General features: G+C 67.0%; 27 protein-coding genes. 18 read left to right on the forward strand and 9 right to left on the reverse strand.

What is annotated here, in order from left to right:
- Positions 1-13 precede the first annotated feature (13 nt).
- Both ggt and CLG96_RS10335 read right to left on the reverse strand, forming a co-directional pair.
- On the reverse strand, positions 14-1,684 hold the full coding sequence (gene ggt, locus CLG96_RS10330) for a gamma-glutamyltransferase (protein ID WP_107967805.1): 1,671 nt from the start codon (positions 1,682-1,684) through the stop codon (positions 14-16).
- A gap of 73 nt (positions 1,685-1,757) precedes the next feature.
- Entirely contained in the window at positions 1,758-2,816 is a 1,059-nt protein-coding gene (locus CLG96_RS10335; protein WP_107967806.1) for a quinone-dependent dihydroorotate dehydrogenase, read from the reverse strand.
- Positions 2,817-2,890: 74 nt separating this feature from the next.
- Between CLG96_RS10335 and CLG96_RS10340 the strand changes: the two genes are divergently transcribed.
- The 11 genes from CLG96_RS10340 (at position 2,891) to CLG96_RS10390 (ending at position 13,062) form a co-directional block, all read left to right on the forward strand.
- Entirely contained in the window at positions 2,891-4,723 is a 1,833-nt protein-coding gene (locus CLG96_RS10340; RefSeq protein WP_107967807.1) for a DUF885 domain-containing protein, read from the forward strand.
- 214 nt (positions 4,724-4,937) lie between these two features.
- Positions 4,938-5,348, forward strand: a complete 411-nt coding sequence (locus CLG96_RS10345; protein WP_107967808.1) for an SUF system Fe-S cluster assembly regulator — start codon at positions 4,938-4,940, stop codon at positions 5,346-5,348.
- Positions 5,345-6,817 (forward strand): Fe-S cluster assembly protein SufB, encoded by a 1,473-nt coding sequence (gene sufB, locus CLG96_RS10350; RefSeq protein WP_107967809.1) that lies wholly within the window; start codon positions 5,345-5,347, stop codon positions 6,815-6,817. Before CLG96_RS10345 ends, sufB begins: the two co-directional genes overlap by 4 nt.
- A gap of 106 nt (positions 6,818-6,923) precedes the next feature.
- Positions 6,924-7,667, forward strand: coding sequence for a Fe-S cluster assembly ATPase SufC (sufC, locus tag CLG96_RS10355; protein WP_107967810.1), 744 nt, complete (start codon positions 6,924-6,926; stop codon positions 7,665-7,667).
- Positions 7,664-8,743, forward strand: coding sequence for a SufB/SufD family protein (locus CLG96_RS10360; protein ID WP_107967811.1), 1,080 nt, complete (start codon positions 7,664-7,666; stop codon positions 8,741-8,743). The genes sufC and CLG96_RS10360 overlap by 4 nt, the downstream gene beginning before the upstream one ends.
- The gene (locus CLG96_RS10365; protein WP_107967812.1) at positions 8,740-9,951 is read left to right on the forward strand and encodes a cysteine desulfurase; all 1,212 of its coding nucleotides are present in this window, start codon (positions 8,740-8,742) and stop codon (positions 9,949-9,951) included. Before CLG96_RS10360 ends, CLG96_RS10365 begins: the two co-directional genes overlap by 4 nt.
- Before the next feature lie 11 nt (positions 9,952-9,962).
- Positions 9,963-10,436, forward strand: coding sequence for an SUF system Fe-S cluster assembly protein (locus CLG96_RS10370; RefSeq protein ID WP_107968081.1), 474 nt, complete (start codon positions 9,963-9,965; stop codon positions 10,434-10,436).
- A gap of 19 nt (positions 10,437-10,455) precedes the next feature.
- Positions 10,456-10,809 (forward strand): HesB/IscA family protein, encoded by a 354-nt coding sequence (locus CLG96_RS10375; protein WP_107967813.1) that lies wholly within the window; start codon positions 10,456-10,458, stop codon positions 10,807-10,809.
- A 42-nt stretch (positions 10,810-10,851) separates the two neighbouring features.
- On the forward strand, positions 10,852-11,532 hold the full coding sequence (locus CLG96_RS10380; protein ID WP_107967814.1) for a pyrimidine 5'-nucleotidase: 681 nt from the start codon (positions 10,852-10,854) through the stop codon (positions 11,530-11,532).
- Complete coding sequence (gene dapD, locus CLG96_RS10385) at positions 11,522-12,358, forward strand: 2,3,4,5-tetrahydropyridine-2,6-dicarboxylate N-succinyltransferase (RefSeq protein ID WP_107967815.1); 837 nt, start codon at positions 11,522-11,524, stop codon at positions 12,356-12,358. The genes CLG96_RS10380 and dapD overlap by 11 nt, the downstream gene beginning before the upstream one ends.
- Before the next feature lie 32 nt (positions 12,359-12,390).
- Complete coding sequence (locus CLG96_RS10390) at positions 12,391-13,062, forward strand: MBL fold metallo-hydrolase (protein ID WP_107967816.1); 672 nt, start codon at positions 12,391-12,393, stop codon at positions 13,060-13,062.
- A gap of 33 nt (positions 13,063-13,095) precedes the next feature.
- Here the strand turns inward: CLG96_RS10390 and CLG96_RS10395 are convergent, their stop codons facing one another.
- Positions 13,096-13,521, reverse strand: a complete 426-nt coding sequence (locus tag CLG96_RS10395) for an MAPEG family protein (RefSeq protein ID WP_107967817.1) — start codon at positions 13,519-13,521, stop codon at positions 13,096-13,098.
- 188 nt (positions 13,522-13,709) lie between these two features.
- Between CLG96_RS10395 and rpmF the strand changes: the two genes are divergently transcribed.
- The 5 genes from rpmF (at position 13,710) to CLG96_RS10420 (ending at position 16,685) form a co-directional block, all read left to right on the forward strand.
- On the forward strand, positions 13,710-13,889 hold the full coding sequence (gene rpmF, locus CLG96_RS10400) for a 50S ribosomal protein L32 (protein ID WP_107967818.1): 180 nt from the start codon (positions 13,710-13,712) through the stop codon (positions 13,887-13,889).
- A gap of 57 nt (positions 13,890-13,946) precedes the next feature.
- On the forward strand, positions 13,947-14,957 hold the full coding sequence (plsX, locus tag CLG96_RS10405) for a phosphate acyltransferase PlsX (RefSeq protein WP_423828200.1): 1,011 nt from the start codon (positions 13,947-13,949) through the stop codon (positions 14,955-14,957).
- Positions 14,954-15,916 (forward strand): beta-ketoacyl-ACP synthase III, encoded by a 963-nt coding sequence (locus CLG96_RS10410; RefSeq protein ID WP_107967819.1) that lies wholly within the window; start codon positions 14,954-14,956, stop codon positions 15,914-15,916. The genes plsX and CLG96_RS10410 overlap by 4 nt, the downstream gene beginning before the upstream one ends.
- 66 nt (positions 15,917-15,982) lie before the next feature.
- The gene (locus CLG96_RS10415) at positions 15,983-16,282 is read left to right on the forward strand and encodes an integration host factor subunit alpha (protein ID WP_107967820.1); all 300 of its coding nucleotides are present in this window, start codon (positions 15,983-15,985) and stop codon (positions 16,280-16,282) included.
- Position 16,283: 1 nt separating this feature from the next.
- Entirely contained in the window at positions 16,284-16,685 is a 402-nt protein-coding gene (locus CLG96_RS10420; RefSeq protein ID WP_107967821.1) for a MerR family transcriptional regulator, read from the forward strand.
- A 37-nt stretch (positions 16,686-16,722) separates the two neighbouring features.
- On the opposite strand, the gene CLG96_RS10425 is transcribed toward CLG96_RS10420, so the two are convergent.
- From CLG96_RS10425 to CLG96_RS10435, 3 genes are read right to left on the reverse strand one after another with little or no spacing between them, the layout of a single operon-like run.
- Complete coding sequence (locus CLG96_RS10425) at positions 16,723-17,268, reverse strand: SixA phosphatase family protein (RefSeq protein WP_107967822.1); 546 nt, start codon at positions 17,266-17,268, stop codon at positions 16,723-16,725.
- Positions 17,265-19,988 (reverse strand): ATP-dependent DNA helicase, encoded by a 2,724-nt coding sequence (locus tag CLG96_RS10430; protein WP_107967823.1) that lies wholly within the window; start codon positions 19,986-19,988, stop codon positions 17,265-17,267. Before CLG96_RS10430 ends, CLG96_RS10425 begins: the two co-directional genes overlap by 4 nt.
- Complete coding sequence (locus CLG96_RS10435; protein ID WP_107967824.1) at positions 19,985-20,536, reverse strand: hypothetical protein; 552 nt, start codon at positions 20,534-20,536, stop codon at positions 19,985-19,987. Before CLG96_RS10435 ends, CLG96_RS10430 begins: the two co-directional genes overlap by 4 nt.
- 67 nt (positions 20,537-20,603) lie before the next feature.
- On the opposite strand from CLG96_RS10435, the gene CLG96_RS10440 reads away from it, so the two are divergent.
- Together CLG96_RS10440 and CLG96_RS10445 are read left to right on the forward strand one after the other, a co-directional pair.
- Positions 20,604-22,196, forward strand: a complete 1,593-nt coding sequence (locus CLG96_RS10440) for a lysine--tRNA ligase (RefSeq protein WP_107967825.1) — start codon at positions 20,604-20,606, stop codon at positions 22,194-22,196.
- 72 nt (positions 22,197-22,268) lie between these two features.
- Positions 22,269-22,949 carry a hypothetical protein gene (locus CLG96_RS10445; protein ID WP_107967826.1) on the forward strand — a complete coding sequence of 227 codons (681 nt, stop codon included), beginning with the start codon at positions 22,269-22,271 and terminating at the stop codon, positions 22,947-22,949.
- A gap of 8 nt (positions 22,950-22,957) precedes the next feature.
- Here the strand turns inward: CLG96_RS10445 and CLG96_RS10450 are convergent, their stop codons facing one another.
- The 3 genes from CLG96_RS10450 to CLG96_RS10460 form a co-directional block, all read right to left on the reverse strand.
- The gene (locus tag CLG96_RS10450; RefSeq protein WP_107967827.1) at positions 22,958-23,434 is read right to left on the reverse strand and encodes an RcnB family protein; all 477 of its coding nucleotides are present in this window, start codon (positions 23,432-23,434) and stop codon (positions 22,958-22,960) included.
- Between the two features lie 194 nt (positions 23,435-23,628).
- On the reverse strand, positions 23,629-24,249 hold the full coding sequence (locus CLG96_RS10455; RefSeq protein WP_107967828.1) for an RcnB family protein: 621 nt from the start codon (positions 24,247-24,249) through the stop codon (positions 23,629-23,631).
- 87 nt (positions 24,250-24,336) lie between these two features.
- Positions 24,337-24,894 (reverse strand): (2Fe-2S)-binding protein, encoded by a 558-nt coding sequence (locus CLG96_RS10460; RefSeq protein WP_107967829.1) that lies wholly within the window; start codon positions 24,892-24,894, stop codon positions 24,337-24,339.
- Between the last annotated feature and the right edge of the window lie 103 nt (positions 24,895-24,997).

Genomic DNA, 24,997 nt, shown 5'->3' on the forward strand with positions numbered 1-24,997 from the left:
TGAGGGAGGAAGCTTACTCCACCAGCGCGACGCCGCCGAAATGCGGGTCTGCCGCGCCGACCCAGCCGCTGGGCGTGCGCTGGACCGTGGCGAGCTTGGAGACCAGTTCCGAAGGCGTCACCGTCTGGCCGAGCTTCTCGATCGCGGGCGCCATCGCCTCCAGCGCCGTGCCCTTTTCGACCAGCACCGCGCCGCCGCCGAAGAAGATGTTGGGAAGCGCGATTGCCTCGCCCGCGGGCAGGCCCCAGTCGATCACGCCGACCAGCGACTTCATCACATGCATGATGATGCGCTTGCCGCCCGCCGATCCGATCGCCAGCACCGCCCGGCCCTCAGGGTCATAAACGATCGTCGGCGCCATGGAGGAGAGCGGACGCTTGCCGGGCTCGACCCGGTTGGCGACGGGGGCGCCGTCCTTCTCGGGCGCGAAGGTGAAGTCGGTGAGCTCGTTGTTGAGCACCATGCCATTTGCGATGAGCTGACTGCCGAACGGCCCTTCCACCGTGGACGTCATCGACACGACGTCGCCATTGCCGTCGACCGCGACGAAATGGGTGGTGCCGGACACCTCGCCCGAAATGGCGGCGGTGCGGGGCTCGGCGCCGGGCGGCGTGCCTGCCTCATATTTTTTAAGCGAGCGCACCGGCGAGATCAGCTTCGAGCGCTGACGCAGATAGGCCGGATCGATCAGGCCGGCGAGCGGCACGGACACGAAATCGCGATCGCCCAGATATTTTTCGCGATCGGCATAAGCGAGCTGCATCGCCTCCGCGATCAGATGCCAGGCGACGGGCGAATCCTTGCCGAGCTTCTTCATGTCGAAGCGTTCGAGCATGCCCAGCATCTGGAGGATGGTGGTGGCACCCGAGGAGGGCGGCCCCATGCCGCAAATCTTGTAGCCGCGATAATGGCCGCACACCGCCGGCCGCTCCTTCGCCTGATAGCCGGCGAGGTCTGCGGCGGTGATGGGCGCGGGATTGCGCTTCGCATTGGCGGTCGCGGCGATGATCGCATCGGCATTGGCGCCGCTGTAAAAGGCTTCGGGTCCTTCGGCGGCGATGCGGCGCAGCAATGTAGCGAGCGCGGGATTGCTGATCTTCGTGCCGGCCGCCTTGGGGGTGCCATTATCGCTATAGAGCGCCGCGATCTCCGGGAAATCGCCCCATAGCTTGGAGACGGGGCCGCTCGCCTTGCTGGTATAGGTGGATGCCTCGAAGCCGTTCTCGGCCAGGCGGATCGCGGGCTCGAACAGCCGGGCCCAGGGTAGCTTGCCCCAGCGCTGATGCGCGCGCGCCATTAGCCGGATATTGCCGGGCACGCCTACCGATTTGCCGCCGGGAAAGGCCTCCACGAAGGGCAGCGGCTTGCCGTCCGGCCCCATGAAGCGATCGGGCCGGGCGGCGGCGGGCGCGGTCTCGCGCCCGTCGATCGTGCCGATCAGGCCGGTCTTGCCGTCATGATGAAGCAGCAGGCCGCCGCCGCCAATGCCGGAAGATTGCGGCTCGACCACCGTCAGTGCCAGCATCATCGCCATTGCCGCGTCGGTGGCGCTGCCGCCCGCACGCAATATTTCGCGGCCGGCGTCGGAGGCTCTGGGATCGGCGGCGGCGACGACGCCCCCTTCTGCGATCGCGGCGGTAGGCAGCAGGGCTGCGGCGAGGAGGATCAGGATACGCTTCAGCATGAAGCCGCAGACTAGCCAGCTTTGCCCGTGCGGCAAGCCGTTTCACCTACGAAAATATTCCGGCGGCTGGCGGTCACGCTGCCGCCGATCGATCCTGTTCCTCGCTGCCGACCGCATCGGCGAGCGTCGCGAAGCCGTCGCGCAGGAGCCGCGTCTTGAGCTCGCGCGCGATGCGGCGGGCGAGCCCGGGCCCTTCATAGACGAGCGCCGAATAGAGCTGGATCAGGCTCGCGCCCGCGCGGATGCGGGCATAGGCGGCCGCTCCATCGCCGATCCCGCCCGCCGCGATCAGCGGCAGCCGCCCGCCCGTCGCGCGGCGGAAATCGCGCAGCCGTTCGAGCGCGGCATCCGCGAGCGGCGCGCCGGAAAGTCCGCCGCTCTCGCCCGCATGCGCCGATTTCAGCGGCGGGCGGGCGATGGTCGTGTTGGACACAATCAGCGCGTCTATGCCGCGTTCGATCGCCACCTGCGCGATATCGTCCACATCCGCCGGCGTGAGATCGGGCGCTACCTTCAGGAAGACGGGCGGGCCGCCCGCCCCCCGCGCCTCGGCCACCGCGACGAGCAGCGCATCGAGCGCCTGCCTGTCCTGCAGCGCGCGCAGGCCCGGCGTGTTGGGGGAGGAGATGTTGACCGTCAGATAGCTGGCCACGCCTGCCATCGCCCGCACGCCCGCCGCATAATCTGCGATGCGATCGGCGGCATCCTTGTTCGCGCCGATATTGACGCCGACGATGCCCGGCCGGTCACCCCGCGCGTCGAGCCGGGCCAGCGCGTCCGCCTGCCCGCCATTGTTGAATCCCATGCGGTTGATCACTGCCCGGTCCTCCGCCAGCCGGAACAGGCGGGGCTTGGGGTTGCCCGCCTGGGGAAGCGGGGTGAGCGTGCCCACCTCGACGAAGCCGAAGCCCAGGCCCAGCATCTGATCGGGCACCTCGGCATCCTTGTCGAAGCCCGCGGCCAGCCCGACCGGATTGGGAAAGTCGATCCCCGCCACACGGATGCCCAGCACCGGATCGGTCGCCGGCGGAGCGCCCGCGGGCAGGATCTTCAGCGCATTGATCGTCAGGCGATGCGCGCGTTCGGCATCGAGGCGGAAGATGAGCGGGCGGAGGAGCGGATAGAGCGACATGGCCTCGCCTATGGCACCGGCCGGGCGAGGCCGCTAGGGTCGCGCGCAACGTCCTGATCAAAGGGGGATATTCGATGCTGCGCCCATTCCTGCTGGCGACGACGGTGCTCGTCGCGGGCTGCACGACCGTTGCCGCGCCCGTCGCGGCGCCCGAAACCGCCGCGCCACATGTGGCGCCCGCCGACCAGAAGGCGGCGCTCGCCGCTTTCTTCCAGGCCTATGACGATGCCCAGCTCGCCCGTTCGCCGCTCGCCAAATCCTATCGCGGCATCAAGGATGGCGATTATGGCAAGTGGGACGAGTTCAGCGACGCTGCCGAGGAGCGCGACTATCAGGCCGATCGGGCGGCGCTGAAGGATCTGCATGCGCGCTTCGATCCGGCGACGCTCGATGCGGAGGGACGGCTTTCCTACAGCCTGTTCGAAAAGAAGATCGAGCGCAGCGCGAAAGCCTATCAATTTCGCGATTACGACTATGTCTTCGACCAGATGAACGGCGCGCAGAGCCAGTTCCCGGCCTTCCTCATCAACATCCATCGGGTCGACAGCAAGAGCGATGCCGAAGCCTATGTGAGCCGGCTGAACGGCCTCGGCCCCGCCATCGACCAGCTTGTCGCGGAATCGGCCAAGCGCGCGGATCAGAGGCTGATGCCGCCCAAATGGGTCTATCCCTATATCCTCTCCGACGCGAAGAATGTGATTTCGGGCTTTCCCTTCACCCGGATCGCGACCGAGGCACCGCTCTATGCCGATCTGAAGGCGAAGGTCGGCAAGCTCGCAATGTCGCAGGCGGAGAAGGATGCGCTGCTGGCGGCAGGGACCGATGCTCTGCTGAAATCGGTGAAGCCTGCTTATGTGCGGCTGATCGCCGAGATGGAGCGGCAGGAGAAGCTTGCCGGCAGCGACGACGGCGTGTGGCGCTTCCCCAGGGGCGCGGACTATTATGCCGAGCGGCTGGCCAATTATACCACCACCGCGATGACGCCGGACCAGATCCACCAGGTCGGGCTCGACAATGTCGCGCGCATCCATGGCGAGATGCGCGAGATCATGAAGCGGGTCGGCTTCAAGGGCGATCTCCAGGCCTTTTTCGCGCATATGCGGGATGACAAGGGCTTCTACGTCTCCAACGACCAGGCGGGCCGCGACGTCTATCTGGCCGAGACGGAGAAGGCCAAGGCAGCCATGACGGCGAAGCTGCCTTTATGGTTCGGCGTGCTGCCGCAGGCGCCGATGGTGGTGAAGCCGGTCGAGCCCTTCCGCGAGAAATCCGCGGGCAAGGCCTTCTATCAGGGCCCGACGCCGGACGGATCGCGCCCCGGCACTTATTATGTGAACCTCTATGACATGAAGGACATGCCGCTCTACGAGGTGGAGGCGCTCTTCTATCATGAGGGCATTCCGGGCCATCATCTCCAGCGCACGATCCAGACCGAGCTCAAGGATGTGCCGCCCTTCCGCCGCTTCGGCGGCTTCACCGCCTATACCGAGGGCTGGGGCCTCTATTCGGAGAAGCTCGCCAAGGATATGGGGCTCTACACCGATCCCTATCGCGATTTCGGGCGGCTCCAGCTCGAACTGCATCGCGCGATCCGGCTGGTCGTCGATACCGGCATTCATCACAAGCGCTGGACCCGCGAACAGGCGATCAAATATGTCGAGGACAATTCCGCCGACGCGCCGGGCGGGATCGTCAAGGCGATCGAGCGCTACATCGTCTATCCGGGGCAGGCGACAGCTTACATGATCGGCCGCCTCAAGATCAGCGAGCTGAGGGCGAAGGCGGAGCGCGAGCTCGGCCCCAAATATGATGTCCGCGCCTTCCATGATCTGGTGCTGAAGAGCGGGCCGCTGCCGCTCGACATGCTGGAGGACCGCGTCGACGCCTGGATCGCAGCGGGGAAGTAATCACCCCTCTCCCCTCGGGAGAGAGGGAGGGGCCCGCCGTGAAGCGGTGGAGGATGAGGGGATTTTGCCGATAAATCGGGCAATCGGGCATAGAGCCCGCTTGCCCGATCCCCTCACCCCGGCCCTCTCCCCCGAGGAGAGGGAGAAACGGCCTTGACCTCGCGCGCCCGAAAGGCCATCTGCCAATCGGATCAATTCAATCCGATTGAAGATAATGCGCCTGTCGAGCCTTACCGATTATGCCGTGGTGATGATGTCCGCCGCCGCACGCCATGGTTGCGCCGAGCGGCTGTCGGCGGCGTCGCTGTCCGAGGAGACGGGCGTGCCGCTGCCGACCGCGCAGAAGCTGATGGGCCGGCTGGCGGCGGCGGGACTGTTGAGCTCCGCGCGCGGCACGGGCGGCGGCTTCGCGCTCGCCCGCGATCCCGGCCTCATCACGCTTGCCGAGATCATCGAGGCGGTGGAAGGGCCGATCGCGATGACGGCCTGTGTCGAAAATGGCCGGCATGATTGCGGGCTGGAACATGATTGCCGCGTGAAGCCGCACTGGTCGGCAGTGAACAGCGCCGTCAAGGGCGCGCTTGGCGGGGTAAGTCTCGCGACATTGGCGGGAGAAGTCGCATGACCGATGTGCGGAACCGGGAAGCCTTCGAAGCGGCCGAGGAGGCGGCCAAATATAAATGGGGCTTCACCTCCGAGATTGAGCAGGAATTCGCGCCCAAGGGGCTGAACGAGGATATCGTCCGCTTCATCTCCGCCAAGAAAGGCGAGCCCGAATGGATGCTCGAATGGCGGCTGAAGGCCTATCGCCTGTGGCAGACGATGCAGAGCCCCGATTGGGCGAAGCTCGACGTGCCGCCGATCGACTATCAGGACGCTTATTATTATGCCGCGCCCAAGGCGAAGCCGACGCTCGCCTCGCTCGATGAGCTCGATCCCGAAATCCGCCGCACCTATGAGAAGCTGGGTATCCCGATCGAGGAGCAGAAGGTGCTCGCCGGGGTGGAAGGCGCGCGCAAGGTGGCGGTCGACGCGGTGTTCGACTCGGTCTCGGTCGCGACCACCTTCCGCGAGGAGCTGAAGAAGGCGGGCGTCATCTTCCTCTCCATCTCGGAAGCGATCCGCGAATATCCCGATCTGGTGAAGAAGTGGCTGGGCAAGGTGGTGCCCACCCAGGACAATTATTTCGCGGCGCTCAATTCGGCGGTCTTTTCCGACGGCACCTTCGTCTACGTGCCCGAAGGCGTGCGCTGCCCGATGGAGCTTTCCACCTATTTCCGTATCAACGCGGCCAATACCGGCCAGTTCGAGCGCACGCTGATCGTCGCCGACAAGGGCAGCTATGTCAGCTATCTCGAAGGCTGCACCGCGCCGCAGCGCGACGAGAACCAGCTTCATGCCGCTGTGGTCGAGCTGGTTGCGCTCGACGATGCCGAGATCAAATATTCGACCGTGCAGAATTGGTATCCCGGCGACGAGCAGGGGCGTGGCGGCATCTATAATTTCGTCACCAAGCGCGCGCTGTGCCAGGGACGCAATTCGAAGGTGAGCTGGACGCAGGTGGAGACGGGTTCCGCCATCACCTGGAAATATCCGAGCTGCGTGCTGGCGGGCGAGAATAGCGTCGGCGAATTTTATTCGGTCGCCGTCACCAATAACCGCCAGCAGGCCGATACCGGCACCAAGATGATCCATCTCGGCAAGGGCAGCCGATCGACGATCGTGTCCAAGGGCATCAGCGCGGGACGCTCGAACAACACCTATCGCGGTCTCGTCCGCGTCGGGCCGACGGCGGAGAATGTGCGCAACTTCACCCAGTGCGACTCGCTGCTGCTGGGCGATCAATGCGGCGCGCACACCGTGCCCTATATCGAGGTGAAGAACCCCAGCGCCACGATCGAGCATGAGGCGACTACCTCCAAGATCAGCGACGATCAGCTCTTCTACGCCATGGCGCGCGGGCTCGATCAGGAGCAGGCGGTGGCGCTGATCGTCAACGGCTTCGCCAAGGAAGTGCTGCAGCAGCTGCCGATGGAGTTTGCGGTCGAGGCGCAGAAGCTGCTGGGCATCAGCCTGGAAGGGTCGGTCGGTTAATTAATGCGTCGCCCCTCCGGGGCTCATATTTGCCGCAACGCGCGGTGGCGTTCGTGAATAGAGAAATAGGCCCCTGCCTGCGCAGGGGTGACGGTCGGGAAGAATGATGCTCAGGATTGAAGACCTCCACGCCGAAGTCGATGGCAAGCCGATCCTCAAGGGGCTGACGCTCGCGCTGAATGCGGGCGAGATCCATGCGATCATGGGGCCCAATGGCGCGGGCAAGTCGACGCTCGCTTATGTGCTGGGCGGACGGCCCGGCTATGAGGTGACGGGCGGCGCGGTGACGTTCAACGGCGAGGATCTGCTGGCGATGGAGCCGCATGAGCGCGCGGCGGCGGGCCTGTTCCTGGGTTTCCAATATCCGGTCGAGATTCCGGGCGTCTCCAACGTCCAGTTCCTGCGTACCGCGCTCAACGCGCAGCGCCGCCAGCGCGGCGAGGAGGAGCTTTCGGGCGCCGAGTTCCTGAAGCTCGCGCGCACGCAGGCGGATGCGCTCGGCCTGTCGATGGACATGCTCAAGCGGCCCGTGAATGTCGGCTTTTCGGGCGGCGAGAAGAAGCGCAACGAGATGGTGCAGATGGGGATCATCGATCCCAAGCTTGCCATTCTCGACGAGACCGATTCGGGCCTCGACATCGATGCGCTGCGCACGGTGGGCGAGGGGATCAACCGCATCATGCGCACGCCCGACAAGGCGGTGCTGCTCATCACCCATTATCAGCGGCTGCTCGATTATGTCCGGCCCGATTTCGTCCATGTGCTCGCCGCCGGCCGCATCGTCCGTTCGGGCGGGCCGGAGCTGGCGCATGAGCTGGAACGCGAGGGCTATGGAGCGATAGCGGCGTGAATCTCACCCTCCCATCGACGCGCGAGGAGGCGTGGCGCTGGTCCGACCTGTCGGGCCTGCCCGCGCTGGCCGAGGCCGAGCCGCAGGGCGGCGTGATCGATACCAGCGATCTGTGGATCGGCGACGGGCCTCGCCTGCTGTTCGTCGACGGCCGGCTGGACAACGCGCTGAGCGAGCCCGGCGACCTTATCGTCGGCTCGGTGGCGGCACAGAGCGGCCATCCGCTTGGCCGGCTCGCGACGGGCGAGGGCTGGACGCTCGATCTTGCGTCCAATGTCGCGGCGTCCGGCCTGATCGAGATCGTCCATGTCGCGACCGGCGGCGCCAATCATGTTCCCGGCTATATCCGGCTGGGCGAGGGCGCGCAGGCGAGCATCGTCGAGACTTTCGTGGGCGATGGCTGGACCAACCGGCTGACCGCGATCGCCATCGGCCCCGAGGCGCGGCTGATGCGCGCTATCCGCCTGATGCAGGATACGGGCTTCGGCTCGATCCGTGAGGAAAGCGAGATTCTGAACGGCGGCAGCCTCGTCACCACTATCCTGGGCGCAGGCGCCGCGGGCACGCGGATCGATGCGGAGATATTGCTCGCCGGCCATGGCGCCTATGCCGAGTTCGGCGGTGCGCTGCTCGCGCGCGGCACGCAGCGGCACGATGCGGCGGTGGTCGTCCGCCATGCGGCCGAAGGCGGCACCAGCCGGCAGATCTGGCGCGCGGTTGCCGACGATCGCGCCACGGCGAGCCTCGCCGCACGCGTCGAGGTGGCGCGCGGCGCGCAGAAGACGGATGGTGAGCAATCGCTGCGCGGCCTGCTTCTCAAGCGCGCTGCGACGATCAATCTCAAGCCCGAGCTGGAGATTTTCGCCGACGATGTGAAATGCGCGCATGGCGCGACCGTCGGCGAGCTCGATGCGCGCGCGCTCTTCTATCTCGAATCGCGCGGCGTGCCGCCGGTCGAGGCTAAGGCGCTGCTCACCCGCGCCTTCGTCGCCGACGCGCTGGAGCGGATCGGCGAGGAGGCGGTGCACGACGCCTTCCTGCGCGACGCGGATACATGGCTGGGGGCTGCCGCATGACCATTGTTGCCGACGCCCGCCCGCTCGATCTGGTCGCGGATTTCCCGGCCATCCCCGAGGGCTGGGCCTATCTCGACACCGCCGCCACCGCGCAGAAGCCCAAGCCCGTGCTCGATGCGATCGCGGCGGCTTATGGCGAGACCTATGCTACCGTCCATCGCGGCGTCTATCAGCGCTCGGCGGACATGACGCTTGCCTATGAAGCCGCGCGTCGCCGCGTGGCGCGCTTCCTCAATGCGGGATCGGCCGACGAGATCGTGTTCGTGCGGGGCGCGACCGAGGCGATCAACCTCGTCGCGCAAAGCTGGGGCAGCCTGCTCAAGCCCGGTGACCGGATCATGCTGAGCCGGCTGGAGCATCACAGCAATATCGTGCCCTGGCAGTTGCTGCGCGACCGCGCAGGCATAGAGATCGACGTCGCGCCGCTGACCGAAGATGGCCGGATCGATCTCGACCGCATGGCGGAGATGCTGACGCCCCGGCACAGGCTGGTGGCGCTCGCGCATGTCTCCAATGTGCTGGGTTCTATCCTCGACGCGCGCCGCGCCGCTACGATCGCGCATGGGGTGGGCGCGAAATTGTTGCTGGACGGCTGCCAGGCGGTGCCGCGTCTCAAGGTCGATGTCGCCGCGCTCGATTGCGACTTCTATGTCTTCTCCGGCCACAAGCTTTATGGCCCGACCGGCATCGGCGCGCTCTGGGCGCGGCCCGAGATACTCGATGCCATGCCGCCATGGCAGGGCGGGGGCGCGATGATCGACCGGGTGACGTTCGAGCGCACCACTTATGCCCCGCCGCCCGCGCGTTTCGAGGCGGGCACGCCGCATATCGTCGGCAGCCTCGGCCTCCATGCCGCGATCGATTATGTCGAGGCGATCGGCCTCGATGCGATCCACACGCATGAGGCCGCGCTGGTCGGCATGGCGCGCGAGGCGCTGGCGTCGATCAACAGCGTCAAACTGTTCGGCCCGGAAGATTCTGCGGGCATCGTCAGCTTCGCGATCGAGGGGGTTCATCCCCACGATATCGGCACCATATTGGACGAGGAGCGGGTCGCCATCCGCGCCGGGCATCATTGCGCCCAGCCGCTGATGGACCATCTCGGCGTGCCCGCCACCGCACGGGCGAGCTTCGGCGTCTATAATGGGGAGCAAGATGTGGCGGCGCTGATCCGCGGCATCGAGCGGGTGACACGGATATTCGCCTGATGGATGAGGGAATGAACGAAGAGCGCAAGATCGTCGTCGAGGAGATGGACGCGGCCCCGCCGCCGCCGCCCCGTGCCCGCGTGGACCAGGCGGAGGAGGCGGCGCCCGCCGAGCGCCCGCGCGACTATCTCGAAGGCTTCCTCGCCCAGAAGCCATCCGCGCCGGCCAAAGGCGAGCCGGGTGGCGATCTATACGAGGGCGTGATCGAGGCGCTGCGCGAGATCTATGATCCCGAGATCCCGGTGAACATTTATGATCTGGGCCTGATCTATGGCGTCGACGTCACGAGCGACGGCCATGTGGTGGTGACGATGACGCTGACGACGCCCCATTGTCCCGTTGCCGAATCGATGCCGGGCGAGGTGGAATTGCGCGTCGGCGCGGTGCCGGGGGTCGGATCGGCCGAGGTGAATCTCGTCTGGGATCCGCCATGGGACCCGCAGAAAATGTCCGACGACGCCAAGCTCGAACTTGGAATGTTGTAAGGTCGAGGAAGGAAGAAAAGTGGCTACTGCTACCCGCGTTCGCCCTGCTGCGCTGATCCTCACGCCCTCGGCCGAGGAGCGTATCGCGACGCTTATGACGAATGCTCCGGAAGGCGCGGTTGGCGTGAAGCTTTCCACGCCGCGCCGTGGCTGCTCGGGGCTGGCCTATTCGGTCGACTATGTCACCGCGCCCGATCCGATGGACGAGAAGATCGCGACCCCCGGCGGCGATTTCTATGTCGATGCGGGCTCGATCCTCTATCTGATCGGATCGACGATGAACTGGGTGGAGGATGATTTCACCGCCGGCTTCGTCTTCGACAATCCCAACGCCAAGGGCAGTTGCGGCTGCGGCGAGAGCTTCACGGTCTGACGATGCTTGCCCCGCCGCGCGGCGGCGACTAGCAGGCGCGCAATGCTTCCCGCGCTCGCCCATGTCGATACCTGGATCTTCGATCTGGACAATACGCTCTATCCGGCGTCGTGCGACCTGTTCGGTCTGATCGACGCGCGGATGACGGCCTATGTCGCGCGGCTGACCGGCACCGACTGGAATGAGGCCCGCGCGATCCAGAAGCGCTATTTCCACGAGCATGGCACCACACTTTCCGGCCTGATGACGGTGCATGACATCGATCCGCACGAATTTCTGGCGGACGTGCATGATATCGAGATGGATGTGCTGGAGGAGGATCGCCGGCTGGTCGATGCGATCGCGCGGCTGCCCGGCCGCAAGCTGATCTTCACCAATGGCGACGAACCCTATGCGCGCCGCGTCCTCGCCCGCGTCGGCCTGTCCGAAAGCTTCGAGGCGATCCACGACATCCATGCCTGCGCCTATCAGCCGAAGCCCCATCCTTCGAGCTATGCGCGCATGTGCGCCGCGCTGGACGTGAATCCGCGGACCGCGCTGTTCGTCGAGGATATGGCGCGCAACCTGAAGCCTGCCAAGGCGCTGGGCATGACGACGGTGTGGGTGAACAACGGGTCCGAGCAGGTCGACGACGGATCGCCGCCGGACTTCATCGATTATGAGATCGCCGATGTCGGCGAATGGCTGCATGATATTTTGGGGGACATGACGAATGAGCGCTGATCTGGCAGGCGTGATCGAGGCGGCGTGGGACGCGCGCGAGGGCCTGAGCTTCGCGACGAAGGGCGAGGTGCGCGACGCGGTGGAGCAGGCGCTGGCCGGGCTCGACGCGGGCACGCTGCGCGTCGCCGAGAAGGTGGATGGCGCCTGGACCGTCAACCAGTGGCTCAAAAAGGCGGTTCTGCTCTCCTTCCGCCTGAACGACAATGCGATCATCGAAGGGCCGGGCGACGCCAATTGGTGGGACAAGGTGCCGAGCAAGTTCGCCGGCTGGGGCGAGGCGCACTTCCGCGCCGCGGGCTTCCGCGCGGTGCCCGGATCGGTCGCGCGGCGCGGTGCCTTCATCGCCAAGGGCGTCGTGCTGATGCCGAGCTTCGTCAATATCGGCGCCTATGTGGACGAGGGCACGATGGTCGATGGCTGGGCGACGGTCGGCTCCTGCGCGCAGATCGGCAAGAATGTGCATCTGTCGGGCGGCGTCGGCATTGGCGGCGTGCTCGAGCCGCTCCAGGCCAATCCCGTCGTGATCGAGGATAATTGCTTCATCGGCGCGCGTGCCGAGGTGGCCGAGGGCGTGATCGTGGAGGAGGGCGCGGTGCTCTCGATGGGCGTCTATCTGGGCGCCTCCACCAAGATCATCGATCGCGCCACGGGCGAGGTGTTCATGGGCCGCGTGCCGGCCTATTCGGTGGTGGTGCCGGGGACGCTTCCGGGCAAGCCGCTGCCGGACGGCACGCCCGGCCCGTCGCTCTATTGCGCGGTGATCGTCAAGCGCGTCGATGCGCAGACGCGCGCCAAGACGGGCATCAACGAGCTGCTGCGGGATTGATCGGGCGGCGCGCAGCCGCCATGTCTTGAGCCATGACGAGCATACCTCCCCTCAAGGCCGCGATCATCCCGGTCACGGCCTTCCAGCAGAATTGCACCCTCATCTGGTGCACCAGGACGATGAAGGGCGCCTTCGTCGATGCGGGCGGCGATCTCGACCGGCTCAAGGCCGCCGCTGCGCAACATGGGGTGACGATCGAGAAGCTGCTCGTCACTCATGGCCATATCGATCATTGCGGCGGCACCGGCATTTTCGCTGCCGAGCTGGGCGTGCCGATCGAGGGGCCGCATGAGGAGGATCGTTTCTGGATCGCCCGGCTCGACGAGGATGGCCGTGCCTATGGCATTCCGGGCAAGCCGTTCGAGCCCGATCGCTGGCTGGTCGATGGCGACACGGTGACGGTGGGCGATCTGACGCTCGACGTGATCCATTGCCCCGGCCATACGCCGGGCCATGTCGTCTTCTACCATGCGCCGTCGAAGCTGGCGCTGGTGGGCGATGTAATCTTCCAGGGATCGATCGGCCGCACCGATTTCCCGCGCGGCAATCACGACGATCTGATCTCCTCGATCACGCAGAAGCTCTGGCCGCTCGGCGGCGAGACCGCCTTCGTGCCAGGCCATGGCCCCATGTCCAATTTCGCGCATGAGCGGGCGAGCAACCCGTTCGTCGGCGATCGCGCGCTGGGGCGGGAGATTCGCTGAGCTGCGTCTCGTCCCGCCCGTCGCGAATCGGAATCAGAAATAGGTGATCTGGGTCTGGGCCGGCGTGAAGGCGAGGTAGATCGCCCAGATCACCAGCGCGAGGCTCGCCAGGCCCGTCAGCGCTATGCCGCCGCCGCGCAGCGGGTTTGGCACGGGCCGTTCCATGCCGAAGGGATGGACGAGCCGGCCCACGACCAGCGCCAGGCCCAGCACCCACAGGCCGGTCGCTGCGCCCACGCGCAACTCGATCAGCAGCATCAGAATCAGTGCGATCGGGACATATTCATTGAAATTCGCATGCGCTCGCATGCGTGCGCGCAGCATTTCATTGCCGCCGTCGCCAATCGCGATCTTGGAGGGAAGGCGCACTCGGCCGACGCGGAAGGATAGCCACAGATTGATGAGGCCAAGCGCCGCGGCGATGATCAGCGTGACGGAGGGCGGGGTGAAGGCGGGCACGTATTATTCTCCCAATATGCTGTGCATGACGCGCTCATGACCGCTCCGCGCTTGCAACGCGAGCCGAAATCGCTATAGGCCCTAGCGCTCGCGACGAGCCCGGCCGCTGGTCCGCGGCCATATGGCCGCACGCGACCTGTCGGCGAAGCTCGTCGTTTATTTTTTGACCGAATGGAACAGGTGCCGACATGGCCGTCCCCAAGAGAAAGACCTCGCCCTCGCGGCGCAACATGCGTCGCAGCCACCATGCCCTGACGGCGGAAGCCTTTCAGGAATGCTCGAACTGCGGCGAGCTGAAGCGCCCGCACAATCTGTGCAACGCCTGCGGCCATTATAACGGTCGCGAGATCGTTTCCGTCGAGGCGTAAGACGTACCAGCGGAGGCTTTGCGGGTGATTGTTGCGCCGCGAATCGCAATCGACGCGATGGGCGGCGATGGCGGTCCCTCTGTCATGGTCGCCGCCGCCGCGCGGGCCAGGGCGAAGCATCAGGGGCTGAGCTTCCTGCTGTTCGGCGACGAAACCGTGCTGGCGGGCGAATGCGCACGCCATCCGGGCCTCGCCGGCCATGTCGAGATCGTCCACACGCCCGATATGATTTCGGGCGAGGACAAGCCGAGCCAGGCGATCCGCCGCGCCAAGACCACCTCCATGGGGCGTGCCATCGCCGCCGTGAAGGCGGGCGAGGCGCATGCCGCCGTCTCCGCCGGCAATACCGGCGCGCTGATGGCGATGTCGAAGCTCGCGCTGCGCACCATGGCCGGAATCGACCGGCCCGCGCTCGCCGCCCTGCTGCCGACGCTCGGCGAAAATGATCTGGTGATGCTCGACCTCGGCGCGAATACCGAGTGCGACAGCCAGAATCTGGTGCAGTTCGCGGTGATGGGTGCGGCCTATGCGCGCATCGTGCTGGGGGTGGAGGCGCCGCGCGTCTCGCTGCTCAACATCGGCACCGAGGAGCTGAAGGGCACCGACGCGCTGAAGGACGCCGCCGCGATGCTGCGCGCGACGCCGCATCTCCACATGCGCTTCGACGGCTTCATCGAAAGCGACCGGCTCGGCCGGGGCGAGGCCGATGTGGTCGTCACCGACGGCTTTTCGGGCAATATCGCATTGAAGACGATGGAAGGCACGGCGCGCTTCGTGACCGACCTTCTGAAACGCGCCTTCACCAGCTCGCTGCGGTCCAAGGCGGGCTTCCTGCTGTCGCGCCCGGCGCTGCACCTGCTGCGCGTCCATCTCGATCCGAACAATCATAATGGCGCGGTCTTCCTCGGCCTCAACGGCATTGTCGTGAAGAGCCATGGAGGCGCCACGGCGGACGGCGTCGCCAATGCGATCGGCGTTGCGGTGAAGCTCGCGAGCGAGGATATCAGCCGCCGCATCGCCGAAGATCTCGCCAATTTCCCCACCCGCGCGTCGGAGAAGGTCGCTTGACCAGACGGGCTGTCATCGCCGGCACCGGATCGGCGCTGCCCAAGCGCCGCATGTCCAATGCGGAGCTGGCGGAAAGGGTCGACACGTCCGACGAGTGGATCGTCGAGCGCACCGGCATCCGTTTCCGCCATATCGCCGGAGAGGGCGAGACGACCGCGACGCTGGGCGCCGATGCCGCGCGTACGGCGCTCGATGCGGCGGGCATCGCGCCGAATGCGGTGGGCCTGATCGTTCTCGCGACCGCGACGCCCGACCAGACCTTCCCCTCGACCGCCACCAAGGTGCAGACCGCGCTCGGGATCGACGATTGCGTCGCCTTCGACGTGCAGGCGGTCTGCTCGGGCTTCCTCTACGCTCTGTCGGTCGCCGAAAGCATGATCCGCGCCGGATCGGCGGATGTCGCGCTCGTCATCGGTGCCGAGACGTTCAGCCGCATCCTCGACTGGGAGGATCGCACCACCTGCGTCTTGTTCGGCGACGGCGCGGGCGCCGTGGTGCTGAAGGCCGAGGATAGCGAGGATCGCGGCGTCCTGTCCGTCAGTCTCCACGCCGATGGCCGCCATAATTCGCTGCTCTATGTCGATGGCGGCCCGTCCACCACGGGCACGGTCGGCAAGCTGCGTATGAAGGGGCAGGAGGTGTTCCGCCACGCCGTCGTCAATCTCGCCACGGTGCTGGGCGAGGCGCTCGACCGGGCCGGGCTGTCGGTGGCGGATGTCGACTGGGTGGTGCCGCATCAGGCCAATCGCCGCATCCTGGAGGCGACCGCGCGCAAGCTCGGCCTGCCGCCCGAGAAGGTGGTCGTCACGGTCGATCTTCATGCCAATACCTCGGCGGCCTCGGTGCCGCTCGCGCTCGACGTCGCGGTGCGCGACGGGCGGATCAGGCGGGGCGACCTGCTGGTGCTGGAGGCGATGGGCGGCGGTTTCACCTGGGGCGCTGCCGCAGTTCGCTATTGATGCGGGTTCTCAAGCGGCTTCGGGCGCGATAATATGGTTCCTCCACGTGTCTGATGGGGGAGACGAATGGTTCAAACCGGGACCTTGACCCGTGCCGACCTTGCCGAGGTGCTGCATGGTGATATTGGCTTGTCACGTGCTGAATCGGCAATGCTCGTCGAGCAGATTCTCGGCCATATGTGCGAGGCGTTGGCCTCGGGTGAGAATGTGAAGATTTCGGGCTTCGGCAGCTTCGTCCTGCGCGACAAGGCGGAACGGATCGGCCGCAATCCCAAGACGGGCGTGGAGGTGCCGATCGCGCCGCGCCGTGTGCTGACCTTCCGCGCGTCGCAGGCGATGCGCGAGCGGATCATCGAAGCGGACTGATATGACAGACAAGGCGGCAGGCGCGTTCCGGACGATCGGCGAGCTTGCCGCCGAACTTGGCGTGCCGCAGCATATATTGCGCTATTGGGAAACGCGCTTTCCGGAGTTGCGTCCCCTCCAGCGCGCGGGCAACCGTCGCTATTATCGCCCGGCCGACGTGGCGCTCGCGCACCGGATCAACCGCCTGCTCAACGAGGAAGGCTATACGATCAAGGGCGTGCAGAAGTTGCTCGCCGCCGGCGATGCGGGCGAGCCTGCCCCGGCCGCACCGGAGCCTGAAACGCCACCCGAGTCGCCGGTGGCCGCTCCCGCTACCCCCGTGCCGGGCCTGTTCGCCGAATTGCGGGCGATCCGGGACGATCTGGCACGCGCGCTCGCCGAGGATCGGGCATTTTTCGCCTGACGGCGCTTAGCCGGAGCGCGGTTGGGCGAAACTTGGCCTAGCCCTTGGCATCCGGGCCGAGCGCGGGATCGAGATCGCGTGGGCGGATGAAGCGGAGCATCCTGCCCGCGCCCGCGCGGATGTCGCTCCAGCGATCGGCGTCGAAGCCGATCTCGACGAGGCTGGCGGTCGGATATTTCTGCTCCACCCGATCGCGCACCGCATCGCCCGCGCGATCGGGCACGAGCAGCAGCGCAAGATCCTCCAGCCCCGGATTATGGCCGACAAGCAGCAGGCTGTTCGCCACGTCCGGCGCCTCCTGCACCAGATCGAGCAGGGTCGTTGCGGAGGCGAGATAGGCGCGCCGATCCCAGCTCGGCGCGAGCGTCTCGCCCAGGCCGATCGCCATTTGATCGAGCGTCTCCACCACCCGGATGGCGGGGGATGCCGTGACCCGATCATAATGCAGGCCATGGTCGCGCATATAGCGGCCCATCGTCTGCGCCGCGCGCTTGCCCTTCGCGTTCAGCGGGCGATCGAAATCGCGCGCGACCGGATCATCCCATCCCGACTTGGCGTGGCGGAGCAGCGCGAGCCGTTTCATGCCTTCTCCGAAAGGATGTCCGTGCTCGCCTGATGCCCCAAAGATGCGTCAGAGGAAAGACGTGACGTAACCCGCCGCACGGCTTCGTCGAGCGTCAGCCGGTGGACGGGCACGCCGGGCGGAAAGGCATCGAGCAGGCGCGAAGGCGTGGCGGCGGCGAGCAGCACGAACATGCCCCGATCGTCCGCGCGGCGGATCAGCCGGCCGAACGCCTGGGCGAGCCGTGCGCGGACCACTCGATCGTCATGCGCCGATCCGCCGCCGGCCGCGCGGCGCGCGGCATGGAGCACGGTGGGCCGGGGCCAGGGCACGCCCTCCATCACCACCATGCGCAGCGACGATCCGGGCACGTCCACCCCGTCGCGCAGCGCATCCGTGCCGAGGAGCGAGGCGCGGGGATCATCGCGGAAGATATCGACCAGCGTGCCCGTGTCGATCGGATCGACATGCTGGGCATAGAGCGGCAGCCCGTCGCGCGCGAGGCGATCGGCGATGCGCGCATGCACCGCCTTCAACCGCTGGATCGCGGTGAACAGGCCCAGCGTGCCGCCGCCCGCCGCCGCGATCAGCCGGGCATAGGCGCCGGCGAGCGCGGCCATGTCGCCGCGCTTCAAGTCGGTGACGATCAGCACCTCCGCGCGCGAAGGATAGTCGAACGGGCTGGGCGCAGCGAAGCGGGCGGGGGCATGATCGAGATGGACCGCGCCGGTGAGCGCCTCGGCCGCGTCCCACTCCTCGCCGCCGCGCAGCGTGGCCGAAGTGACGATCAGGCCATGGGCGGGCTTCAGCACCGTTTCCGCGAGCGGGCGGGTAGGGTCGAGCCAGTGGCGGTGGAGGCCGACATCATATTCGCGCCCCTCGACCCGATCGACCGCCAGCCAGTCGACGAAATCGGGATCGACCGGCCCGCCGATCCGGCCGAGCAGCGCCACCCAGGCGCCGAGCAACTGGCCGCGATGCGTGAGCCCCGCCAGCGCGCCTTCGATCCGTGCGCGGGCCTGCGCGTCCAGCCAGTCGGGCGCATCCTCGATCACCGTCTCGAGCCGCTGGCGCAGCCGGGCGAGCGGACGGATCAGATCCTCCAGCGCCTGCGCGGCGGGCGCCGCCGCCTCGATCAGCGGAGCATCGAGATTGGCGGCCTCCGTCTCCAGCCCATAGCCGGCGTCCGCCGCCCGGGCGCGCGCATAGACGGTGCCGCGCACTGCCGTGAGCAGCCGTTCGACGGGGCCGAGCGGCAGATCCTCCGCCAGCCGGCCGAGCCAGCCGTCCGCGGGAAGCTGGCTGGCGGCGATGCAGGCGGCTTCGATCGCGAGCGCCCCTTCCTCGTCATAGGAGGCAACATCGGACAGCCGCGCGGCCAGCCCCCGGCGGCGCCCGCGCGCGCGCGATTCGGGGCCGATGATCCAGCGGCGCAGCTCGATCGCCTCCTGCCCGGTGAGCGCGGCCGAGAAGGTCGAATCGGCGGCGTCGAACAGATGATGGCCCTCGTCGAAGACGAGGCGGGAAAGCGGGCTTCCTTCCTCGCGCCGGCGCTGGGCGAGAATCATCACCAGCGCATGATTGCCGATGACGATGTCCGCCCCCTCGGCGGCGCGGGCGGAGCGCTCGATGAAGCATTTGCGATAATGGGGGCAGCCGGCATAGACGCATTCACCGCGCCGGTCGGTGAGCGCGGTCGAGCCTGCGCGGCGGAACAGCGTCGGCAGCCAGCCGGGCAGGTCGCCCCCCACCATGTCGCCATCGCGGCTATAGGCTGCCCAGCGTGCGACGAGCTGCGCCAATATCGCCGCGCGGCCCTGGAAGCCGCCCTGCAGCGCATCTTCCAGATTGAGCAGGCAGAGATAATTTTCGCGCCCCTTGCGGACGACCACCTTCTCCCGCCTGAGCGCCGGATCGGGGAAGATGCGCGCGCTTTCCCGGTCGAGCTGGCGTTGCAGCGCCTTGGTATAGGTGGAGATCCACACCGGCCCGTCGGCATTTTCGGACCAGAGCGAGGCGGGGGCGAGATAGCCCAGCGTCTTGCCGATGCCGGTGCCCGCTTCGGCGAGCAGCATGTGCGGCCGGCCCTCGGCGGTGCGCGGATCGAAGGCGCGTGCGGCGGCGGCGGCATAGGCGCGCTGCCCCTCGCGTGGCTCCGCGCCCTTCCCGACGAGGCGCGACAACCGGTCGAGCGTCTCCGCCTCGCCGAGCTGCACGGGGCGCGGCTGCGGCCGGGGCGGCATCTCCTGCCATTCGGGCAGTCGGGAGAAGAGCCAGCGTTCGGCGCGCTCGGGCTTCTCGATCCGGTCGGCGACGGCGGAGGCCCAGGGCCAGCGCAGGCGGAGGAGCGCCTGCGCGCCGCTCCACGCGCCTTCGCGTTCGGGCCAATCGGGATCCTCGATCCGCGCGAGCAGTGCCGCCGCAAGCTCGCGCAGCAGCGGGGCGGCCTTCGCATCGCTTTCGGGCGGGGTGAGGCCCAGCGCGCGCGCCATGCCGGCAGGCGTCGGCACGGCGAAGCGGGCGGGGTGAAGGAAGGCGTAAAGTTCGAGCAGGTCGAGCCCCGAAAGCTCGCCATAGCCCAGCCGCGTGGCGATGACGGGCGCGTTGAGCAGGATCATCGGCGTCTCGGCGGCGATCGCGATCGCCTCGCCGCGACCCACCGCGCGCACCGCGCCATCGGCTTGCGCGATCCAGATGCCGCCATGCGTGGCGTGCAGCGCGGGCCAGGGCAGCATCGTCATGCGAGCAGCCGCAGCGCATCGACGAAGGCAGCGGCGTCGGGCAGCCGATCGAGATGGATATTGCCGTCGAAATCGCCGGCATAGTCGCCCGGATTGAGCAGGATCACGGCATTGCCGCGCCCCTGGGCGTCAAGCTCGCCCACTATGCCGCCGCGGATGCGGGCGGCCTCAATCTCCATCAGCGGCTCGGGCGTCCAGGGCAGGCTCCACAGCACGCGCCGGTCGGTGACGGTCAGCCGGATGAAGGGCGCGCGGACGATGCCGAGGAGAAGCGGCAGGTTGCGGCGGACGAGCAGCCAGATCACGCCCGCGCCGACCGCGAGCAGCGCCACCGTCATCGACAGGCTGAAGGCGAGATTGCGCCCCGTCGAGGCTTCGGGCGACCATAGCACCCAGAGGAAGAAGGCGAGCACGATCAGCTGCGGTACGGCAAAGCCCAGCGCCGCTGCCGATCCGGCGGGCAGCGCGCGCAATCCGGGCCGCGCGACATAGCGGACCCTCTCGTCATAGGGGCCGGTCGCGGGCTCGATGAGGCGGATCGCGCGCATCGGGGCTTCAAGTCGCTCGGTCTTTGCGGGTAAGGCCACCCGGATTCGCTAGAAGATGAAAGAACAAATGGCAAACGATCCTGTTCTGCGCTTTCCCGAGCTTCGGGCCACGGCGCTCGCGTCCAAGGCCTGGCCCTATGAGGAGGCGCGCAAGCTGCTCAAGCGCTATCCGGACGGCGCGCCGGACAAGGGCCATGTGCTGTTCGAAACGGGCTATGGCCCGTCGGGCCTGCCGCATATCGGCACGTTCAACGAGGTGCTGCGCACCACCATGGTGCGCCATGCCTTCGAAACGCTGTCCGACATTCCGACGCGGCTGATCGCCTTCAGCGACGATATGGACGGGCTGCGCAAGGTGCCGGACAATGTCCCCAATCAGGCGATGCTGGCTGAGCATCTCGGCAGGCCCCTCACGGCGATTCCGGACCCGTTCGGCAAGTTCGAGTCGTTCGCGCACCACAATAATGCGATGCTGCGCGAATTCCTCGATCGTTACGGCTTCGAATATGAATTTCTTTCGGCGACCGAACTCTATCGCGCGGGCCGGTTCGACGAGACGCTGAAGCTGGTCCTCGCACGCTATGATGCGATCATGGACGTGATGCTGCCGACGCTGCGCCAGGAGCGGCAGGCGACCTATTCGCCCGTGCTGCCGGTCGATCCCAAGACGGGTGTGGTGCTGCAGGTGCCGCTCCAGGTGGTCGATGTCGATCAGGGTATCGTGCGCTACACCGATCCCAATGACGGGGAGGAGATGATCGTCTCCATCCTGTCGGGCGGCGCCAAGCTCCAGTGGAAGGTCGATTGGGCGATGCGCTGGACCGCGCTCGGTGTCGATTATGAGATGGCGGGCAAGGATCTGATCGATTCGGTGGTCCAGTCCTCCAAGATCGCCCGCGTGCTCGGCGCCAAGCCGCCCGAGGGCTTCAATTACGAGATGTTCCTCGACGAGAAGGGCGAGAAGATCTCCAAGTCCAAGGGCAATGGACTCAGCCTCGAGCAATGGCTGACCTATGGCCCGCAGGAGAGCCTGGCCTTCTACATCTATCGCGAGCCCAAGCGCGCCAAGCAGCTCCATATGGGCGTGATCCCGCGCGCGATCGACGAATATTGGCAGTTCCGCCAGGCTTGGCCGGGGCAGGAGCTGGACAAGAAGCTCGGCAATCCCGTCCACCATATCCACAATGGCGATGTGCCGGAGGAGGCGCTGCCGATCGGCTTCGGCCTGCTGCTCAACCTTGTCGGCGTGCTGGGCGAGGCGGATCGCGACATCATCTGGGGCTATCTGCGCAACTATCTGCCCGATGCTAATCCGGTGACCTATCCGGCGCTCGATGGGCTGATCGGCCATGCCGTCGCCTATCATCGCGATTTCATCGCGCCGACGCTCCAGCGCCGCGCGCCCGATGCGCGCGAGGCCGGGGCGCTTGCCGATCTCGACGCGCAGCTGGCGGCGCTGCCCGAGGATGCGGATGCCGAGACGATCCAGAATGAGGTCTATGAGGCCGGCAAGCGCGCCCAATTCGAAAATCTGCGCGACTGGTTCAAGGCGCTCTACGAAACGCTGCTCGGCAGTTCGCAGGGGCCGCGCATGGGCAGCTTCATCAAAGTCTATGGCATTGCCAACACCCGCCGCCTGATCGCCGAAGCGCTGGCTTGACCCGGCCCCCCCGGAACCGGGACAGTAGTCGTGCGCTGATCGCGCGGAAGAGGTTCCGGGGAGACGGGAGTGATGCGCCGGGAAATAGCGGGCGTGGCGGTGGCGGCGATGCTGGCGGCGACGCCCGTTTTGGCCGCCAAGCCGCGCGAGATTCTGATGGCGGCGGCATTCCAGACGAGCGACCGGAAGGCGGCGCTGGCGGAGGTCGGTCGCGCGATCGAGGCGGCCGATGCGATCCTCGCCGCCAATCCCCGTGATCGGGAGGCGCAGCTCCAGCGCGCGATCGGGATCGGCTATCGCGCCAAGCTCACGCGCAACCGGGGTGATGCGAAGACGTCGCATCGCATGTTCGAGGCGCTGGCCGCCGCCGATCCGCGCGATGCCGAGGCGCAGGTGGCGATTGCCGGCTGGCATCTCGACGCGATCGATCAGCTTGGCGGGATGCTTGCGCGCATGGCGATCGGCGCGCGCGAGGGGGAGGGACTGGCGGCGCTCGACCGGGCGGTGGCGCTGGGCGGCGATCGCGCCTTCTTTCCTGGCGTCGCCAGCCTGATGCGCATCCGCGCGGACAAGGACGATGTCGCCCGCGCCCGCCGGCTCGCCGAGGCCGCCGCGACGGCCCCGGCGCCGACCCCGCTCGACCGGCTGATGAAGCGCAACGCGGCCGCCCTGCTGCCCGCGCTGCGCGCCCATGACGGCAAGGCAGCCGCCGCGCTCGCGCGCGAGCTGCTGCCCTTCGGCCGGCTGGATTAGGCTTCTTCCTACCAGAAGAAGCCGTAATGGACCGCGCGCACGCGGCCGGTGCGGGCGTCCACCAGCACCGCGTCATTGCCGTAGCGCACCCAGCGATTGGCGCCGACGGGGTGGGGCAGGCGATAACGCCGGGGATCGGCGATCACATAGCGCGGCGCATAATAGACCGGCGCGAAGCGATGGCCGACCACGACCCGGCGATAGCTATAGCCGCGCGGACCGGCATAGGCAGGACGTCGATAGACCTCGCGATGGCTGCGGCGATAGTCGCGCCAATCCTCGCGATATTCGCGCTCGGCCCTGCGCACGTCGCGCTGTTCCTCGCGGACCACATGGGGCGGCGCGCCGTAGCGGATCGCGCGATCCACGTCGCGCTGCTCCTGGCGGATGTCGCGCCGATCCTCATGCAGTTCGCGCGTCTGTGCATGGGCGAGGGAGGGGATGGCGGTGGCGGCCATCAGGCCGAAAAGGATAAGCTTACGCATGACCAGCTCCTTGGTAGGTCGACTCCTTTCTTCTAGTCGAATCGCCCTGAATGGCGTGGGAACCGGCCTGTCATCATGCCGACAGGCTTAAGGCGGGAAGGCGGCGACGGATTTCAGCTTTGACATGTGCTGAAACGAAAAAGGGCCCGGAGCGGCGGCTCCGGGCCCGATCGGCGATGGTGCCCCGTGCGAGGCTACCAGAAGAAGGAATGGATGATGTCGCGGATGATGCCGTCGGTGATGTCCACCAGCATCACATCGTCATGGTAGCGCACCCAGCGATAGCGGCCATAAGCCGGCGGCAGGCGATATTGCCAGGGATCGACGATCCAATAGGGCCGGCCATAATAATAGCGCGGGATGCGATGGCCCGGCACCCAGCGGCGATAGCCATGGTCATAGCCGCGCGGGGGATAATAACGCGGCGCGCGATAGAGCGGCCGGTTGCGCTCGCGCCAGCGCTGCCAGTCATAGCGGCGATCATTGCGCCAGTCGCGGTCCCAGCGCCGGTCATCGCGCCAATCACGTCCCTCGCGACGATCGTCCCGCCAGTCCTGGCGATCCTCGCGCCGGTCGTCCTCCCAATCGCGCTGATTCTCCTGCCAGTCGCCACGTTCGTCGTGTCGATCCTCGCGCCAGTCGCGACGTTCCTGTCCGCGATCCTCATTCCAGTCGCGGCGGTCGTCGCGCTGCTCCTCGCGCCAATCCCGGTCGCGGCGATCATGTTCCGGCCGGGGGGAGGGAGTCTGCGCCGAGGCGACGGTCGGGATCGCGGCCGTCGCGGCGAGCAGCAGGGCGGTAAGGGTCCTCACCATGAAAATGCACCTCATGCGGGGCGGCACGATCGCCGCCGTCGGTGCCGCTTTGCGCCCTAAGGGGTGAAATAGGGCTGAACCCATTCTTCAGCGATCCGAAAGCTTTCCCGCCGGCGGGGCTAGCGCGGGCACGGCGCGCGCGGCGTCGGCGGGATCGATTCCGGGCGGCGGCGCGGCATCGATCCCACTATCCTGCCGCATGGCCTGCGCTGCGCGGCGAATCGCGCGGCGGATGCGCGGATAAGTGCCGCAGCGACAGATATTGGTGATCGCCTGGTCGATCTCCTCGTCGGACGGATCGGGATTCTTCTCGATCAGCGCGGCCGCCGCCATGATCATGCCCGACTGGCAATAGCCGCATTGCGGCACATTTTCCGCCACCCAGGCCTGCTGCACGGGATGGCTGCGGTCGCGCGACAAGGCCTCGATGGTGGTGACGAAGGCGCCCTCGATCGATCCGATCGTTACCTGGCAGGCGCGGGCGGGCGCGCCGTCTATATGCACGGTGCAGGCGCCGCATTGCCCCGCGCCGCAGCCATATTTGGTGCCGGTGAGGTTGGATGCGTCGCGCAGCGCCCAGAGCAGCGGAGTGCGGGCGTCCATGCGATAATGGACGGGCTGGCCATTGACGGTGAAGCGGGTCATTACCCGCCGGCGAATAGCGGAAAGGGGGCGGGCTTGGAAAGCATATGGCCGCCCGGGCTTGAAGAATCGCGGCGTCGCTGCTAGGGGCGGCGGCTCACGGCGC

Origin of the sequence: Sphingomonas oleivorans (genome assembly GCF_003050615.1) — a bacterium.
Classification (GTDB): domain Bacteria; phylum Pseudomonadota; class Alphaproteobacteria; order Sphingomonadales; family Sphingomonadaceae; genus Sphingomonas_H; species Sphingomonas_H oleivorans.

What these genes read in the sequence shown, in the direction of transcription:
- CLG96_RS10450 (WP_107967827.1), bottom strand. Translation starts at nt 23,434, where the DNA reads ATGCGTAAGCTTATCCTTTTCGGCCTGATGGCCGCCACCGCCATCCCC.
- CLG96_RS10440 (WP_107967825.1), top strand. Translation starts at nt 20,604, where the DNA reads ATGGCAAACGATCCTGTTCTGCGCTTTCCCGAGCTTCGGGCCACGGCG.
- CLG96_RS10445 (WP_107967826.1), top strand. Translation starts at nt 22,269, where the DNA reads ATGCGCCGGGAAATAGCGGGCGTGGCGGTGGCGGCGATGCTGGCGGCG.
- dapD (WP_107967815.1), top strand. Translation starts at nt 11,522, where the DNA reads ATGAGCGCTGATCTGGCAGGCGTGATCGAGGCGGCGTGGGACGCGCGC.
- rpmF (WP_107967818.1), top strand. Translation starts at nt 13,710, where the DNA reads ATGGCCGTCCCCAAGAGAAAGACCTCGCCCTCGCGGCGCAACATGCGT.
- ggt (WP_107967805.1), bottom strand. Translation starts at nt 1,684, where the DNA reads ATGCTGAAGCGTATCCTGATCCTCCTCGCCGCAGCCCTGCTGCCTACC.
- plsX (WP_423828200.1), top strand. Translation starts at nt 13,947, where the DNA reads ATGGGCGGCGATGGCGGTCCCTCTGTCATGGTCGCCGCCGCCGCGCGG.
- CLG96_RS10335 (WP_107967806.1), bottom strand. Translation starts at nt 2,816, where the DNA reads ATGTCGCTCTATCCGCTCCTCCGCCCGCTCATCTTCCGCCTCGATGCC.
- sufB (WP_107967809.1), top strand. Translation starts at nt 5,345, where the DNA reads ATGACCGATGTGCGGAACCGGGAAGCCTTCGAAGCGGCCGAGGAGGCG.
- CLG96_RS10415 (WP_107967820.1), top strand. Translation starts at nt 15,983, where the DNA reads ATGGTTCAAACCGGGACCTTGACCCGTGCCGACCTTGCCGAGGTGCTG.
- CLG96_RS10460 (WP_107967829.1), bottom strand. Translation starts at nt 24,894, where the DNA reads ATGACCCGCTTCACCGTCAATGGCCAGCCCGTCCATTATCGCATGGAC.
- CLG96_RS10455 (WP_107967828.1), bottom strand. Translation starts at nt 24,249, where the DNA reads ATGGTGAGGACCCTTACCGCCCTGCTGCTCGCCGCGACGGCCGCGATC.
- sufC (WP_107967810.1), top strand. Translation starts at nt 6,924, where the DNA reads ATGCTCAGGATTGAAGACCTCCACGCCGAAGTCGATGGCAAGCCGATC.
- CLG96_RS10430 (WP_107967823.1), bottom strand. Translation starts at nt 19,988, where the DNA reads ATGACGATGCTGCCCTGGCCCGCGCTGCACGCCACGCATGGCGGCATC.
- CLG96_RS10380 (WP_107967814.1), top strand. Translation starts at nt 10,852, where the DNA reads ATGCTTCCCGCGCTCGCCCATGTCGATACCTGGATCTTCGATCTGGAC.
- CLG96_RS10435 (WP_107967824.1), bottom strand. Translation starts at nt 20,536, where the DNA reads ATGCGCGCGATCCGCCTCATCGAGCCCGCGACCGGCCCCTATGACGAG.
- CLG96_RS10365 (WP_107967812.1), top strand. Translation starts at nt 8,740, where the DNA reads ATGACCATTGTTGCCGACGCCCGCCCGCTCGATCTGGTCGCGGATTTC.
- CLG96_RS10345 (WP_107967808.1), top strand. Translation starts at nt 4,938, where the DNA reads ATGCGCCTGTCGAGCCTTACCGATTATGCCGTGGTGATGATGTCCGCC.
- CLG96_RS10340 (WP_107967807.1), top strand. Translation starts at nt 2,891, where the DNA reads ATGCTGCGCCCATTCCTGCTGGCGACGACGGTGCTCGTCGCGGGCTGC.
- CLG96_RS10390 (WP_107967816.1), top strand. Translation starts at nt 12,391, where the DNA reads ATGACGAGCATACCTCCCCTCAAGGCCGCGATCATCCCGGTCACGGCC.
- CLG96_RS10420 (WP_107967821.1), top strand. Translation starts at nt 16,284, where the DNA reads ATGACAGACAAGGCGGCAGGCGCGTTCCGGACGATCGGCGAGCTTGCC.
- CLG96_RS10425 (WP_107967822.1), bottom strand. Translation starts at nt 17,268, where the DNA reads ATGAAACGGCTCGCGCTGCTCCGCCACGCCAAGTCGGGATGGGATGAT.
- CLG96_RS10370 (WP_107968081.1), top strand. Translation starts at nt 9,963, where the DNA reads ATGAACGAAGAGCGCAAGATCGTCGTCGAGGAGATGGACGCGGCCCCG.